The following is a 15,482-nucleotide window of genomic DNA, read 5'->3' on the forward strand; positions in this document are numbered from 1 at the left end:
GTTATATTTCAGACATGGTTCCCATAGTAGCAGGTGGCGCTGGCCACCGTTCCCAAGGATGAAAGCCGGAGGGGGCGGCTGCGAGCGCCCGACCATTCCGGTTTACGAATGATCAGGTAGTTAATGGATCCGAGAGAACGTCGTAGCAGTCCGCGCAAACCCATCAAGCTGGCCGCCCAGATCGACCTGGGAAGCGGCGAGTCCTGGCCGTGTCAGATCGCGGATTTTTGCGCCGAAGGTCTGTTTGTCCGCTATTCCGGGGATACCTCCCGCAAGTTGGACCGGGCGCTGGCGTCCGGTACCCCGTCCGAACTGGTGGTGCGTTTTCGCAGCCTCGATGGCCAGCGCCGACACGAACTGCACGTCAGCGTCGTCCGGCGCATAGACGGCGCCATGGGCGTGCACTTCACTCGCTCGAATCCGGAAGCCGTGGAGGCCATGCTGCAGCAGTGCAGCGGCTCCCGGCACCAGGACCGGGCCTCCCTGCGGGCGCCCAATGACCGGGTCCAATACGTCCTGCACCAATCCGCCAAAGCCGTGGTCCAGTTCATCGAACCCTTGATGGACGACTGTTTCGTGCGCATGGTGGCGGGGCTGAAACAGGCCGCGCAGCAGGCCACCAACGACCAGCAGGCGAACGAATTCATGGACGCCTCGGGCCAGCTCCAGGCGCGCCAGCGGGTGATCTGGCACCAGATGGCTCGTGCCCTGGAATCACCCCTGAAGCCCGCCCCGAAAGGGGTGCCCGGCTCCGAACTGTCGGTGGTCGACAAGGGCGAGTTCGAGGACTGGCTGACCATCCGGGTGATGGTGACCAAGGCCGACACCCAGTACCGGGGCGACCTGCTGCAGCTCAAGCTGCGCCTGGACAAACTCGGGATCGCCAACAGCACCGGCCACCACAACCCGCTCGGGCCATCGCTGGTGTGTGAATCCTTCCACGCCGGGTTGAGCCAGTTGAAGGCGACCCGCGAGGTCGAGAAGGTCTGTCTCAAGGTATTCGAGCAGACGGTGCTGCAGCAATTGGGGCCCCTGTACCAGGAACTGAACAACATCCTGATTCGCCACGGGGTGCTGCCGGACCTGGATCTGAGCAAATACCTGAGCGACCAGACGGTGAGCAAGTCCGGCACCCGCCCGGCGCGCGCGGTGGAAACCGCCAAGGCCGCGCCAGAGGCGGCGCCGGAGCCGGCCGAGGCGGAGCAGGTCGCGGCGCCGGTCAGCCAGCGGGTTCGCACCGCGCGGGCGGGCGGGGAGTTCCGCAACTACGCCCAGGCCGCGCAGACTGCCTTCGCCACGGTGCGCAACCTGCTGGGCACCCTGAGCGCCAGCCGCATTGCTCGCGGCGACCCCGAACCCGCCGCCTTCGCCCCCAACGCCCGGCCGCTGTCGACCGGGGAACTGCATCGCGAATTGCAGCAGCTCCAGAGTGAGGGTGTTGACGCCGGTGCCGACACCGCCACGCTCAAGGAGCGGGTGGTCGAGAAGGTTCGCGCCAGCGGCGACAGCAAGCTGGACGAGGAACAGCAGGGCACCCTGGATGTCGTCGACCGGTTCTTCCGCTCGGTGATCGAGAGCCCGAAGCTGAGCGACTTTGCCCAGGACCGCATGCGCCAGCTGGAAGTGCCGGTGCTCAAGGTGGTCATGCGCGACCCGGCGTTCTTCGACGATCAGGACAGCCCGGTTCGGGGCGTGATGAACCGGCTGGCCCAGCTCGGGGCCAAGGGTGGCCGTATCAACCCGGTGGTGCAGCGTCGGGTGGACGAGCTGATCCAGCGCATCATGACCGATTTCGAGCAGGACACCGGCGTGTTCGAGCACACCGTGCAGGAACTCGATACCCTGATTGACCGCCAGAATCTGGTGTACCGCCGCAACGTCGAACGGGTGACCGCCGCCGCCGAAGGGGCCCAGAAGGTGGCCGAATCCAAGCAGGCAGTCGCCGACGTACTGGAGCAGAAGCTGGCGGGTCGCAAGGTGCCGAAGGCGGTGCTCAGCCTGCTCGACGGCGGCTGGCGCGACCTGCTGTCGCTGACCTGGATCCGCCAGGGGCCGGACAGCCAGTTGTGGCAGGACTACCTGGCGGTGATCGACTCCCTGCTGTCGTTCGCCGCCGACCCCGACAGCACCCTGAATCTGCCGGAGCTGCTGCGGGTGATCCAGGACGGTCTGTCGTCCATATCCAGCAATCACCTGCCGTCCTCGCAGATCCGCGACGAGCTCAAGCAGTTCCTGGTGCGCAGTCCCGACAAGGCGCCGGAGCTGGTCGAGGTGCCACCGGCACAACCGAAACAGGCCGACAGCCAGAAGCTGTCCGAGCGTGAGCAGCGCAGCCTGCAGCGCTGGATCAATCGGGCCCAGAAATTACGCACCGGGGACTGGCTCCGGGACCAGGACAACCCGGACGAACCCCAGTACATCCGGCTGGTGTGGATTGCCCGCGGCTTCAGCCGCTTCGTGTTCGTCAACCACCAGGGCATGCGGGTGGTGGAGCTCGAGTTGGAGGCGCTGGCCCGGCACATGCGCAAGGGCATCATCGTGCCGGACAACCAGTACGAGCGCCCGTTGGTGGACGAGAGCATCGACCGGATGGTGCGCAAGGTCTACGACCAGCTGTCCTGGGCGTCCACCCACGATGAATTGACTGGCCTGCTCGGGCGCCGGGAGTTCGAGCGCATGCTGGATCAGCAACTGGCCCGGCGTGAGGACGAGCGGGCGCTGTTGCGCCTGGACCTGCGCCGGTTCCGGCTGCTGAATGACACCGCCGGTTACCAGGCCGGCGACGCCACCCTGAAACAGGTGGCCGACCTGCTCGGGCGGGCGGTGGAGGATGGCATGCCCCTGGCCCGGCTGGGCGGCAACGAATTCGCCATGCTGGTGCCGACCGAGCACGCGGCCAAGGTGGCCCGGGATCTGATCGCGTCGGTGGAGGCGGCCTCGTTCACCTTCGACGATCGCAGCTACCGGCTGTCGGCCAGCGTTGGCCTGGTCCCGGAGCTGGCCACCCTGGTCAGTGCCGAGCGCTGGCTGCGGGCCTCGGAACAGGCCCTGGCGGCAGCCAAGCAGCAGGGCCACGGCAAGGTGGCCGAATACGCCCTGGACGCCGACGACCAGGCCCGGCAGGAACAGATTGCCGCCAAGGTGGCCGGGCTCAGTGATCTGAACGAGGAGCGCATGCTGCTGCGCTGCCAGAAAATCATCCCGCTCAACGCCCAGGCCAGCATGTCGCCCCAGTACGAAGTGCTGATCAGCATGTACGACGATGCCGGCACCCTGATTACCGGGCGCGATTTCGTGCGCATGGCCGAACGCTACGACCGCATGCAGGCGGTCGACCGCTGGGTGGTCGGGCACATGCTCGACTGGCTGCGGGACAAGGCGCCGGACCCACGCCACATGGGCGGGATCTGCATCAACCTGTCCGGGCACTCCCTGAACGACCAGTCCTTGCTTGAGTTCATCTACGAGAAACTCAGCCAGGCCGACGCGCCCATCGAACGGCTCTGGTTCGAGCTGACCGAGGCGTCTGCCATCAACGACGTCGAGGCCATCGCCGAGTTCATGCTGGAGATGAAGGAGCTCGGCTGTCGGTTCTGCCTGGCTGATTTCGGCAGCGGCCCGAGCTCGTTCCAGTTCATGCGCTCACTGCCGGTGGACCTGATCAAGATCGACAGCACCTTCACCAGCCAGCTGACCACCAGCGAGACCGACCGCGCCATGGTCCAGTCAATGGTCCAGATGGCCCACTACATGAAGCGGGAAGTCATTGCCTCGCAGGTGGAGTCCCGCGATATTCTGGATCTGCTGGCCCAGCTGGGTGTCGATTACGCCCAGGGCTTCGTGGTCGAAAAACCGCGACTGCTCGACAGTCTCACCTGATTCCCGGACCCGTTTCTGTATGTCCAAACGTCACCCGATCATCGCTGTTACCGGTTCCTCGGGCGCCGGCACCACCACGACCGGACAGATTTTCAACCGGATGTTCGCCAGCGAAGGCCTGAATGCGGCCATGGTCAGCGGCGACAGTTTCCACCGCTACAACCGCGAGCAGATGGCCCGGCTGGCGGCCAAGGGCCAGTTTGGCGAGCGCAACCATTTTGCCCTGGCGGCCAACCACATCGACAAGCTTGAGGCCCTGTTTTACGACTATGGCCACACCGGCAACGGCCGCTACCGCCAGTACGTGCACGACGAGGACCGGGAACTGCTGGCGGCCGGTCACAAGCCCGGCACCTTTACCCCATGGGGGCCGCTGCCGCCGGAAACCGATCTGCTGTTCTACGAGGGACTGCATGGCGGGGTGGTGAGCGAGAGCTTCAACATCGCCCAGTATGTGGATCTGCTGATTGGGGTGGTGCCGATTGTGAACCTGGAATGGATCCAGAAGATCCATCGGGACACCCACAAACGCGGCTACAGCCAGGAAGCGGTGGTGGAGACTATCATCAACCGGATGGACGACTACGTGCACGACATCGTGCCGCAGTTCTCCCACACCCACATCAACTTCCAGCGCATTCCCCTGGTGGACACCTCCAACCCCTTCGTGGTCCGGGACGTGCCTACCGAGGACGAAAGCATGCTGGTGATCCGGTTCCGGGAGCCGTCCGAGGTGGATTTTCCCTACCTGCTGCAGGTGATCGCCAACAGCAGCCTGTCCCGGCACGATACCCTGGTGATTCCGGGCACAAAAATGGCGCTGGCCATGGATCTGCTGGTGCGACCCATGGTCCAGCGCCTGATGGCGCGCAAGCCCTTCGCCTGAGTCGGATCAGGCGGTGAGCCGGCCGTCCCGGTAGTCCTGCAGGGCCTGCTCGATCTCCTCCCGGGTGTTCATCACGAACGGTCCGTACTGCACCACCGGCTCGCCGATCGGCTTGCCGGCAATCAGCATCACCCGGGCCCCGCTCGGTCCGCCCCGCAGGCTGATCCGATCGCCGTCACCCAGGACGTTGGCGGCGCTGCGCCGCAGCGCCAGGTCGGCCATGTTGGCGTCGCCCTCGTACAGGTACAGCATGGCGTTGTGACCGGTCGGCACCGGCAGGCTGAGCTCGGCATCCGGCGCCAGCCTAAGGTCGGCGATCAGCGGGTCGGTGCTACGGCCAGTGACCGCGCCCTCGTGCTCCTCGCCGTCCAGGGTCAAAACGCCGGCGATCAGCTTGATCCGGCCACCGGCCAGCTCGATCTCCGGGATCTGTTCCGGCTGGATGTCGCGGTAACCCGCCTCGGTCATCTTCTCCGCCCCGGGCAGGTTCAGCCAGAGCTGGAAACCGCGCATGGTCCCGGCCTCCTGCTGGGGCATTTCCGAGTGGATGATGCCGCGCCCGGCGGTCATCCACTGCACGCCGCCGTTGCGCAGATCACCGCGGTTGCCCAGATGATCCTCGTGCAGCATGTGCCCCTCGATCATGTAGGTAACCGTCTCGAAGCCGCGGTGGGGGTGGGCCGGGAAGCCGGCGATGTAGTCGGCGGCGTCCGAGGACCCGAACTCGTCCAGCATCAGGAACGGGTCCAGCCGCAGCGACGGCTGCTGGCCGAGCGAGCGCTTGATGCGGACGCCGGCACCGTCTGAGGTTTCGGCGCCCGGGATCACCCGTTCGATGGTACGTTCAGTCATGGTGAAACTCCTTCCCCGCAGGGATCTGCACCCGCCCTCAGGCGGTCAGGGTGGCAATGTTGCGATGGGCATCCTGTAGGGCCGATTCCTTCTGTTCCTCGCCCATGTTCAGACCCTCGGCGAACACGAAGTGCACGTCGGTCAGGCCCAGGAAGCCGAGGAACGAGCGCAGGAACGGGGTCTGCGAGTCGTTCGGGGTGTTGGCGTAAATGCCGCCCCGGGCCGCCAGAATGTAGACCGGGCGGTCCTCAAGCAGGCCGACCGGGCCGTTTTCAGTGTAGCGGAAGGTGATGCCGGCCCGGGCGATGTGATCGAAATAGGCCTTCAGCACCGACGGAATGCCGAAGTTGTACATGGGCACGCCCATGACGATGATGTCGGCCTGCTGGACTTCTTCGATCAGTGAATCTGAATAGTCGGCCACCTGCTGTTGCTGGCTGTCCCGCTCGTCCGCGCCGGTGATGAAGGCGCCAAAGCGCTCGGCGTCCAGGTGCGGCACCGGCTCGGCGGTCAGGTCGCGGTGCTGGATCTTGAGTTCGCCATGGCTCTGGCGCAGGTTGTCCAGGGTCTGGTTCACCAGTTGTGAGGACTGGCCGCCCTGGCCGAAGATGCTGGCGGTGATGACGAGAATGTTTTTCATGTTCAATGCCTCCGATGGCTATCGCTTGGTATGGGGCTATTGAACTGCGGCGGGCGGGAAGAAGAAATCGGAGAATCTTGGAAGGTTTGGTCAGAAAATTTGATCAATGCGCCGTGCGCCCGTCTGGGCGCACGGCCGTGGCCGTCGGCGCGGCTTATTCGACGTTGCGGGAGTAGAAGATTTCCAGCATTTCCCGACGCAGGCGGTCCTCGATGGACTGGGCCTCGGCCGGATCCAGGTCACTGGCATTGACCCCGAACACGTAATTGTCGAGATCGAAGTTCTTCAACATCATCTTGGTGTGGAACAGGTTTTCTTGGTACACGTTGACGTCGATCATCTGGTAGGCGGCCTGGGTGTCCTCGGTCAGGTAGTTCTGGATCGAGTTGATGTCGTGGTCGATGTAGTGCTTGGTGCCATCGACGTCGCGGGTGAAGCCGCGCACCCGGTAGTCCACCGTGACCACGTCGGAGTCGAAGCTGTGGATCAGGTAGTTCAGCACCTTGAGTGGTGAAATCAACCCGCAAGTGGACACGTCGATGTCGGCCCGGAAGGTGCTGACGCCGTCGTGGGGATGGCTTTCCGGGTAGGTGTGCACGGTCACGTGACTCTTGTCCAGGTGCGCCACGATGGTGTCTGGCATGGGGCCCGGTGACTCCTCGTTGTCCGGTTCTTCGCCATTGGTCAGCTCGTGCTCGGCGATCAGCATGGTCACCGAAGCGCCGTGGGGCTCGTAGTCCTGGCGCGCGATGTTGAGCACGTTGGCACCAATGATCTTGACCACGTCGGTCAGGATCTGGGTCAGGCGCTCGGCGTTGTACATCTCATCGATGTAATCGATGTACGCGGAGCGTTGCTCCTCGGTCTGCGCATAACAGATGTCGTAGATGTTGAAGCTCAGGGATTTGGTCAGGTTGTTGAAACCATGCAGCTGGAGTTTGGTTTCCACGCTCAGCCCCTCCGATGTGTGGAGATGAATGACTGCAGCATCGCCTTATGCGTGCTGCCGAGGCCGCCACCGACTACTGACCGGGTTGTTCACCTTTTGCGCAGACCGGCGGAGAGGGTGCGTATTATGCACACCGCAAATGACCTTGAATAGTCGTGGTTTGCACGGGTTTAGCCGGCGTTCCGGATTTCATGGCTGTGGCTGATTTCGACGCCGGCTTTTTCCAGCATGATCGAGGCCGAGCAGTACTTCTCCGCCGACAGGCTGACCGCCCGTTTGACCTGATTTTCCTTGAGGTTGTGCCCGGTCACCACAAAGTGCAGGTGGATCTTGGTGAACACCGCCGGCACCGCGTCGGCACGCTCCGCCTCGAGTTCCGTATGGCAGGCGGTGACGTCCTGACGGCTTTTCTTGAGGATGCTCATGACATCAAAGGCCGAACAGCCGCCCAGGCCCATCAGCAGCATTTCCATCGGGCGTGGGCCCAGGTTCTCGCCGCCGTGGTCGGGTGGGCCGTCCAGTTGCACGCTGTGGCCGCTGCCACTGGTGGCCTTGAAGCTGGCATTGCCGGTCCAGTCAACGGTTGCTTTCATGGCGGATGGTCTCCGAATCAGAGGGTTCGGCACCGGGCTGGCCGGCACCTTGATAAAGACAGTGTGCCGGATGCTAGCACAGTCGCCGGCGGGCGGCAGCCAACCGCGTCGTCGATGACGTCATACTGTGGCTGGTTTCCGGTTGCCGAAGTCAGGCCTTCTTGTTATAAGTTGCGGTGTTTTTGAATAAAAAAGCACGAACCCGCAGGGAAAGCCGGGTGAATAACAACCATTGGGACCCGCCAGTATTGAGGAGGCACGACTCGCATTATGGCCACTATCGTCAAGCCGGTTGAGCAGAAAACCAAGCACCTCGACTATTTCCTGTCGCAGTGTCATCGCCGCCGTTACCCCGCCAAGAGTACGATCATCTACGCCGGTGACAAAAGCGACTCGCTGTTTTACATCGTCAAGGGCTCCGTCACCGTCATCATCGAAGACGACGATGGCCGGGAGATGATCATGGCCTACCTGAACGCCGGCGATTTCTTCGGCGAGATGGGCCTGTTCGACAACATGGATTCCCGCAGCGCCTGGGTCAAGGCCAAGACCGAATGCGAGGTCGCCGAGATCTCCTACACCAAGTTCCGGGAAATTGCCCAGCAGGACCCTCGGGTGCTGTACTTCATCGGCGAGCAGATGGCCTCGCGCCTGCGTCAGACCACCCGCAAGGTGGGCGATCTGGCGTTCCTGGACGTCACCGGCCGGGTCGCGCGTACCCTGCTGGACCTGTGCAAGGAGCCGGACGCCATGACCCATCCCGATGGCATGCAGATCAAGATTACCCGCCAGGAAATTGGCCGGATTGTCGGCTGCTCCCGCGAGATGGTGGGCCGGGTTCTCAAGACCCTGGAGGATCAGGGTCTGGTCATGGTCAAGGGCAAGACCATGGTGGTCTACGGCACCCGCTGATCCCGCACCGGATCGGCCACCGGGCCGGGCGCCGTTGCCGGCTTCCCGGCCGTCGCCCCGGGGACTACCTGGGCGCGGACAAACTCCCGCACCGCCGCCGCGATGGCGCCGGCATCCGTCATCGGCGCCCAGTGGGGCGCCGCCAATTCCCGACGCGTCAGCGACTGCACCCACTGCTCCAGCTGTTCGAACACCTGGGGTCCCACGTAATGGTCCTGGGTCGGCACCAGCAGCTGGACCGGGCACCGGGCGTGACGCTCGGCCGGTCGTGCCAGCCGGGGCAGGAAGTTGGCCCGGTACAGTTTGACCCCGAATCGGCCATCGGCCTTCTGGCACTCGGTCCGGCGGGCGTCGGTGACGCCCTCGCGCGCCCTCAGGTAGGCCGGCCACAGCCGGTCCAGCCCACCTTGCCAGGCCAGCTCCGGCAGCACCGGCAACTGGAACAGGAAGACGTACCAGGAGCTTTGCAGCTGGCGCAGAACGCGCCCGGTGCCGCCCCCCCGGAGATCCCGCCATTGGCTTCTCAGCCAGTGCCCGACGTGGTCGAGGCTGGGGCCGGAAATGGAGGTGAACGACAGGATGCGCCGGTTCAGGGGTTCGGTGGTGACCGACTCCCAGCTCTGGATCGAGCCCCAGTCGTGGGCAAGCAGGTGAAACGGCCGTCCGGGCAGCAACTGATCGACCACCGCCTGCAGGTCGCCGGCCAGGTAGGGCAGCCGGTAGTCCCGGGTGCGTCGGGGTTTGCTGGACGCGCCGGCGCCGCGCACGTCGTAACGCACCAGCCAGAACTCGTCGGCCAGCTCGGCCACGACCCGGTCCCAGACCCGGTGGTTGTCCGGGTAGCCATGGACCAGCACCAGCGGTGGCCCCTCGGGGTTACCCTCGGTGACGGCGTGCAGATGGACGCCGCCGCTGTCTATTCGATGTGTGGTGCCCGTCATCGCGGCTTCCCCGGCGCAGAGTGATTGAATGCCTCAAGGGTAGCGGTCGGGCGTGGCCGAAGCCGGAGCCAAATGGGCCAGATTCCGGTCCGGAAGGTCAGGCCGGAGCGGCGTCTGCGTGAGCGGGCTGGCACAGGGCGGCCACGTGCGCCCAGACTTCGTCGGCGTTGGTCTCGTTCAGCATCTCATGCCGGCCGCCAGCAAACAGCCGGAGCGTGACCCGTTGCACCCCGGCCTCGCGGATGGCCCGGAAGTGCCGGGTCAGGCCCTGGCCCATTTCCCCGACCGGATCCTCGCTGCCGCCAAACAGGTGCACCGGCAGGTCCTTGCGCCAGCGGCGCGGGTCGATGGCCAGCATACCGCCCAGGAAGTCGTACCAGAGCCCGACGCTGCAGTCGAAACCGCAGGCCGGATCAGCGCGGTAGGCATCGACCTGGCGCGGGTCCCGGCTCAGCCAGTCGCAGTCGGTCCGGGTCGGCTGGAAGCGCCGGTTGAACTGGCCGAAGGTCAGCCGGGTGATCAGGGCACTGCGATGGCGCCGGCCCCGTAGGCCACGAATGGCGCCAACCAGGCATCGGGAGACCAGCAACTGGGGCCGATGGATCCGGTTGCTGGCGCTCAGGATCAGGGCGTCGATCGCGCCGGGGTGCTGCTGCGCCAGGCTCTGGGCAATGAACGACCCCATGCTGTGGCCGAGCAGGGTCAGCGGCAGGTCGGGGAAGGTGGTGCGGGCCTGGCTTATCACCCGGTACAGGTCGTCGGTGACCTTGGCCCAGCCGTCGTTGTCGCTGTAGTGACCGAGCTTTTCGGTCGGGCCCTGATCGCCGTGGCCCCGGTGGTGGTAGGTGACGACGGCAATGCCCTGGGTCCCGAGCCAGCGCGCAAAATCGATGTACCGGCCGGCGTGTTCGGCCATGCCGTGGGCGATGACCAGTACCGAGGCCGGGGCGGCGGGCTGGAACAGGGTGCCGGTGATGGTGTGATCGTCACGGCTGGTCAGTGTGAACGGGTGTGCGTGCATGGGGGTTCCCTGAGTCGTCCGGGGCCGGTCGTTCCCATTCCGGCGGTTGCCATAGGTGGTTGAGTCGAGACCATAATCTGCCCGGGCGGGCCATGTCGCGGAACAGGTCGACGTATTCGTGGGTCCAGAGCACGAACAGATTGTTCGAGGGCACCGGCCGGGTAATGCCGTACTCGGGCGGCTCGGTGGCGGCCTCGTCGACAAAGGAGCCGAACAGCCGGTCCCAGACAATCAGGGTGCCGCCGTAGTTGCGGTCGATGTAGCCGGGGTTGCGACCGTGGTGCACGCGGTGGTGGCTGGGGGTGTTGAACAGCCATTCGATCCAGGCCGGTAGCCGGCCCACCAGGGTGGTGTGGATGAAGAACTGGTACACCAGCGACAGGGCGTAGGCGATGCCAATCCACACCGGGTTCAGCCCCAGCAGCGCCAGGGGCAGGTAGAACACCCAGTTGCCATTGAAGATGTTGGTGGCGTTCTGGCGCATGGCGGTGGAGAAATTCATCCGTTCCGAGGAATGGTGCACCACGTGGGCGGCCCAGAACCAGCGGATGCGGTGGCTGGCCCGGTGCATCCAGTAAAAACAGAAGTCCACGCCAAGAAAGGTGAGCGCGCCGGTGAACCAGGTCAGCTCCAGGTCCAGGAGCCGGTAGTGGTAGCACAGGGCATAGACCGGAAAGGCGATGATGCCGGCGAACAGCAACTCGGTGAGCTGGTAGCCCGCCCCCAGGGCAAAATTGCGCACCGCCTCGCGGGTGTCCATCAGCGCCGGGTTGTGCCGGATGCGCAGGTATTCCCAGAGTGCCACGGCAATGAACACCGGGGTCGCGATCACAAAGATCAACTGCCGTTCATCCAGCGCCAGCCAGGGCGCAAGCGCGTCCCACGCGGGTCGGAGCCCACTGCGATCGAGCACCGCCAGCAGCATGTCGGTCAGGGTCATGGCAAACCTGTCGGGTTGTTGTTATTCAGGTGCCAGTCTGGCACGGCCTGGCCCGGGAGCCAGTGTCGGTTCCCGCCACCGGCGCTGGCGATTTGCGACAGCGCCGGGCATCGACGGTCAGCGGTGGTCCTGGTACACCTTAGACAGCACCTGCAGTTGCGGCTGCCACTGCTCCAGCCAGGCCTTGATGTCGGCGGGGATCTTGTTGGCCTTGGGCCAGGGCACCGGGTAGGCCGCCGGCTGGAACATGGGTGCGAACATGGCGGCGGCGGTGAGATCGGCGCGGGTGAAGCTGTCACCAACCAGGAACGAGTGCTGGCGGTAGCGCTCGGCCAGATCGGTCAGCAGCTGCTCCATGACCAGGCGCGATTTCTCCGAGGTTTTCTCATTGATCTTCATCCACTGGCGCATGGTCTCCTCGACGCGACTGAACACCAGGCTGAGCAGGTAGCGGTTGTAGAACGGGGTGCCCGCGGTCAGCATCGGGATCACCACTTTCGGCCGCTTCAGGAAATGATGGTAGGCGTAGCACCGCACCGCCGGACCGGCCTCGTCGTCGAGTCGGCGTTCCCAGGCCAGGGCCTGGTCCCGCAGATCCGGGTCGGACGGGGTCAGCGGGCGCTCCGGGAAGGTCTGGTCCAGGTAATCGAGAATCTGGGCCGAGCCCTGGACGCAGTGGCCGTCGTGATCGAGCACCGGAACTGAGGTATCCTTGCCGCCGGTGAGCTGCCGGACGGTCTTGATGTGCTGGCCGGGCAGCAGGGTCACGGTCTGGTAATTCAGGCCCTTGTAATCCAATGCCCAGCGAACCTTTTCACAGTAGTGGGAAATGGCGAACTGATAGAGTTTGAGTGCCATGAACGGTCTCCTTGGTGTCAGGCCCTTAGCATAAAGGTGCGACGGCGGGATAAGAAGGAATCATTTAGCAAGGATGTTGACTATGTTTGCACCCCCAAAAACGGGGCTGGCGGTGGTCGCCGTCGCCAGTCTCCTGATGACGGCCTGCGCCGTCTCACCCTCCTCGGAATCCACTGAGCCGGTGGTCGAGACCTACGCCTGCGGGCAGCTCGACCTGACGGTGATGATGGATCCGGCCCATCCGCTGATCAACCTGCAATACCTCGACAAGGGTCTGCTCCTGAAGCCGGCCGACACCGGGGCCGCCGGTGTGTACCTGGCGCCCGGCGATCCCAGCACCCGCCTGGTGCGCGAGGAGGGGCGGACCCGGTTGACCATCCGCGGCCAGGAGTATCCGGAGTGCCTGCCACCCGGGGCGCTGGCGCTGCCGTTCACGGCCCAGGGCAGCACGCCTGCCTGGCAAGCGCGCATGCAGGACGACACCCTGGTGCTGCATCCGCCCTATGAGACAGATCAGACCCTGCAGCTGCCGGTGGCGCTTGCCCACGCCGACCGTCATGGTCGCGAGTTCGTGGCCCAGGCCGATGGCGTGCGGGCCCGACTGACGGTGGCCGGCCAGCTGTGCCAGGATCCGGTCACCGGTGGCCAGTTTCCGAACCAGGTCCGGCTGACGGTCAATGGGGAAGGCTACGATGGCTGTGGCGGCGACCCCCAGCGCCTGTTCCGGGGCACCGAGTGGGTGGTCGAGGATCTGGCCGGCGCCGGCATCATCGACCGTTCCCGCCTGACCCTCCAGTTTCTGGCCGACGACCGGATTGCCGGTCGGGCCTCGTGCAACCGCTATCAGGGGCAGTACCAGCTCAGTGACAGCGGTGCCCTGACAGTCAGTGGCCTGGGCAGCACCCGCATGGCCTGCGCGCCGGCGCTGATGCAACAGGAGGCCCGCTTCCTCGAGTTGCTGGGCCAGGTAACCCGGGCCCGCATTGGTCAGGACGGTTCGCTGCGGCTGTCAACCGACACCGGCGCTACCATGACCGCGTTTCAGTCCGACCACGACATGCCGTAACGGTCCAGAATGGCCGCCAGGCGACCGGAGCGGCGCAGTTTGCGGATACCTTCCGACAGCAGCGCAGCCAGATCGTCAGAGTGGGGGTTGGCGGGAGAAAAGGCGACGTACACCGGCAACCGCTCGAGTTGGCCGACCTGGCGCAGGGCTTCCTGCTTGTCCAACTGGTCGAGGGTCCAGCGCATGACCTCGAGGTCTTCCGCCAGGACGTCCGAGCGGCGCTGTTCCAGCAGTTCGATGGCCCGGTCCAGGGGCGACGGGCCCGACAGGATCCAGACCCGGCCCGGGTCGTCCTGGTGGTCGTCGATGTAGGCGTCCAGTTCCGGTGAGTAGGAGTAGCCGTTGATGGCGACCAGCTTGTGCTCATCCAGCGAGGCTATGCCGCGGTAGCGCCAGTCGCTGTCGGCGTGGCTGAACAGCCCGATCCGGGCATGGCCGATGGCTTCGTCCGGGAAGACAAAATCCGGGGCGTCGCCGGTGAAGGCCCCGACCACGGCGTCAATCTGGCCGGCGTCGGCCTGCTGCAGGGCCCGGGCCCAGCTCATGTTGGTGTATTCCACCTCCAGCTGTGCCAGCGCAAAGGCTTCACGGGCAATCTCCACCATGTAGCCCTGGCGGTCCGAATTCGCGTCGCAGTTGTGGGGGCACCAGGGATCCGCGGCGAGGGTCACGACCCGGCGTTGACCGGGCGCTGGACCGGCGGCCAGCACCGCAGGCTCGGCCACAGTGGTCGAGGTGGTGGGCGTGGTGTCGTCCGGCGGCGAACAGGCCGCCAGCGCGACCAGGCCGGCCAGGAGCAGGGGTCTCAGCATGATGATTCGGCCAGGGGCCGTCAGGGCAAATGAGCCTGAATCATACTCCTTGTGCCGGACGTTGTAACCCGAGGCCCCTAACTGGACCGTTCGCCGGACGCTTCGGTGGGCACCAGGGCCTGGGCCAGATCCTTCATCGCCAGCACGCCCACCTGCTCGCCGTCCCGGACCACCCGGAAGGTCAGGCTGGTGTCGCCCTCGGACCGGGACAACACCGTCTCCAGATTGTCCTTGTCGGAAATGTCGCCGGCGTACTCGATGTCGTCACCCTCGGGCTGGGTCATGATCGAGCGGACACGCAGCACCCGGGCCCGGTTGATGTCGGCGATGAAGTCGATGATGTAGGGATCGTTCGGGTGCAGCAGGATGTCCTGGGGGTCGCCCTGTTGCACCACCTCGCCGTCTTTCAGGATGACCAGGTGATCGGCCAGTTTCAGCGCCTCGTCCAGGTCGTGGGTGATGAACACGATGGTCTTGTGCAGTTCCTCCTGCAGCTCCAGCAGCAGGTCCTGCATGTCCGAGCGGATCAGCGGGTCCAGGGCCGAGAAGGCCTCGTCCATCAGCATCACCGGGGCGTTGGACACCAGCGCCCGGGCAATACCCACCCGCTGCTGCATGCCACCCGACAGCTGGTGCGGGTACTGGTTTTCGTTGCCTTCCAGGCCCACCCGGGCCAGCCATTTCTTGGCTTCGGCCTCGTAGTCCCGGACCTTCTTGCCGCGCACGTCCATGGCCATGCCGGCGTTCTCCAGCACGGTCCGGTGCGGCAGCAGGGCAAACTTCTGGAACACCATGGACATGCGCTCGCGCCGCAGTTTGCGCAGGTCCTCCTCGCCGTAGTCGAGCACGTTCTCGCCGCCGAACCGGATCTCCCCGGCGGTGGGCTCGATCAGACGGTTCAGGTGCCGGATCAGGGTGGATTTGCCGGAGCCGGACAGCCCCATGATCACGGTGATCTCACCGTCGCGCATGTCGACATTGATGTCCCGCAGACCGAGCACGTGGTTCTGCTTTTCCAGCAGATCGGCCTTGTTCATGCCGCGGCGGACATACTCCAGCCCGACGTCGGGGGTCGGGCCGAAGATCTTGTACAGGTTCTTGATCGAAATCTTGATATCTCTTGCCACGTCTCT

14 protein-coding genes are annotated in these 15,482 nt (G+C 65.0%); 4 read left to right on the forward strand and 10 right to left on the reverse strand.

All coding sequences use genetic code 11. The annotated features are described in order from the left end of the window. Positions 1–123: 123 nt before the first annotated feature. A complete protein-coding gene (locus U5822_RS07870; protein ID WP_322855076.1) occupies positions 124–3,879 on the forward strand; it encodes a DUF1631 family protein in 3,756 nt (1,251 codons plus the stop codon). Between the two features lie 19 nt (positions 3,880–3,898). After that, positions 3,899–4,765 (forward strand): phosphoribulokinase, encoded by an 867-nt coding sequence (locus tag U5822_RS07875; RefSeq protein ID WP_322855077.1) that lies wholly within the window; start codon positions 3,899–3,901, stop codon positions 4,763–4,765. A 6-nt stretch (positions 4,766–4,771) separates the two neighbouring features. Here the strand turns inward: U5822_RS07875 and U5822_RS07880 are convergent, their stop codons facing one another. From U5822_RS07880 to U5822_RS07895, 4 genes are all read right to left on the reverse strand, one after another. Then, positions 4,772–5,617 (reverse strand): pirin family protein, encoded by an 846-nt coding sequence (locus U5822_RS07880; protein WP_322855078.1) that lies wholly within the window; start codon positions 5,615–5,617, stop codon positions 4,772–4,774. Between the two features lie 37 nt (positions 5,618–5,654). Continuing rightward, positions 5,655–6,257 carry an FMN-dependent NADH-azoreductase gene (locus tag U5822_RS07885; protein ID WP_322855079.1) on the reverse strand — a complete coding sequence of 201 codons (603 nt, stop codon included), beginning with the start codon at positions 6,255–6,257 and terminating at the stop codon, positions 5,655–5,657. A 154-nt stretch (positions 6,258–6,411) separates the two neighbouring features. Next, on the reverse strand, positions 6,412–7,206 hold the full coding sequence (speD, locus tag U5822_RS07890) for an adenosylmethionine decarboxylase (RefSeq protein WP_322855080.1): 795 nt from the start codon (positions 7,204–7,206) through the stop codon (positions 6,412–6,414). A gap of 170 nt (positions 7,207–7,376) precedes the next feature. Next, entirely contained in the window at positions 7,377–7,799 is a 423-nt protein-coding gene (locus tag U5822_RS07895) for an OsmC family protein (RefSeq protein WP_322855081.1), read from the reverse strand. Between the two features lie 270 nt (positions 7,800–8,069). On the opposite strand from U5822_RS07895, the gene crp reads away from it, so the two are divergent. Then, positions 8,070–8,711, forward strand: a complete 642-nt coding sequence (crp, locus tag U5822_RS07900; RefSeq protein ID WP_322855082.1) for a cAMP-activated global transcriptional regulator CRP — start codon at positions 8,070–8,072, stop codon at positions 8,709–8,711. On the opposite strand, the gene U5822_RS07905 is transcribed toward crp, so the two are convergent. The 4 genes from U5822_RS07905 to U5822_RS07920 form a co-directional block, all read right to left on the reverse strand. Then, entirely contained in the window at positions 8,696–9,652 is a 957-nt protein-coding gene (locus U5822_RS07905; protein WP_322855083.1) for an alpha/beta fold hydrolase, read from the reverse strand. The genes crp and U5822_RS07905 overlap by 16 nt on opposite strands. Before the next feature lie 97 nt (positions 9,653–9,749). Next, on the reverse strand, positions 9,750–10,673 hold the full coding sequence (locus tag U5822_RS07910) for an alpha/beta hydrolase (RefSeq protein ID WP_322855084.1): 924 nt from the start codon (positions 10,671–10,673) through the stop codon (positions 9,750–9,752). Continuing rightward, a complete protein-coding gene (locus tag U5822_RS07915) occupies positions 10,639–11,613 on the reverse strand; it encodes a sterol desaturase family protein (RefSeq protein ID WP_322855085.1) in 975 nt (324 codons plus the stop codon). The genes U5822_RS07910 and U5822_RS07915 overlap by 35 nt, the downstream gene beginning before the upstream one ends. A gap of 117 nt (positions 11,614–11,730) precedes the next feature. Next, on the reverse strand, positions 11,731–12,471 hold the full coding sequence (locus tag U5822_RS07920) for a glutathione S-transferase family protein (RefSeq protein ID WP_322855086.1): 741 nt from the start codon (positions 12,469–12,471) through the stop codon (positions 11,731–11,733). Positions 12,472–12,553: 82 nt separating this feature from the next. Here U5822_RS07920 and U5822_RS07925 point away from each other — a divergent pair, with 82 nt between their 5' ends. Then, positions 12,554–13,537, forward strand: a complete 984-nt coding sequence (locus tag U5822_RS07925) for an META domain-containing protein (RefSeq protein WP_322855087.1) — start codon at positions 12,554–12,556, stop codon at positions 13,535–13,537. On the opposite strand, the gene U5822_RS07930 is transcribed toward U5822_RS07925, so the two are convergent. After that, a complete protein-coding gene (locus tag U5822_RS07930) occupies positions 13,513–14,349 on the reverse strand; it encodes a substrate-binding periplasmic protein (RefSeq protein WP_322855088.1) in 837 nt (278 codons plus the stop codon). The two genes, U5822_RS07925 and U5822_RS07930, sit on opposite strands and share 25 nt — an antisense overlap. 77 nt (positions 14,350–14,426) lie before the next feature. Beyond that, positions 14,427–15,476 carry a quaternary amine ABC transporter ATP-binding protein gene (locus tag U5822_RS07935; protein ID WP_322855089.1) on the reverse strand — a complete coding sequence of 350 codons (1,050 nt, stop codon included), beginning with the start codon at positions 15,474–15,476 and terminating at the stop codon, positions 14,427–14,429. Between the last annotated feature and the right edge of the window lie 6 nt (positions 15,477–15,482).

Origin of the sequence: Marinobacter qingdaonensis (genome assembly GCF_034555935.1) — a bacterium.
Classification (GTDB): domain Bacteria; phylum Pseudomonadota; class Gammaproteobacteria; order Pseudomonadales; family Oleiphilaceae; genus Marinobacter; species Marinobacter qingdaonensis.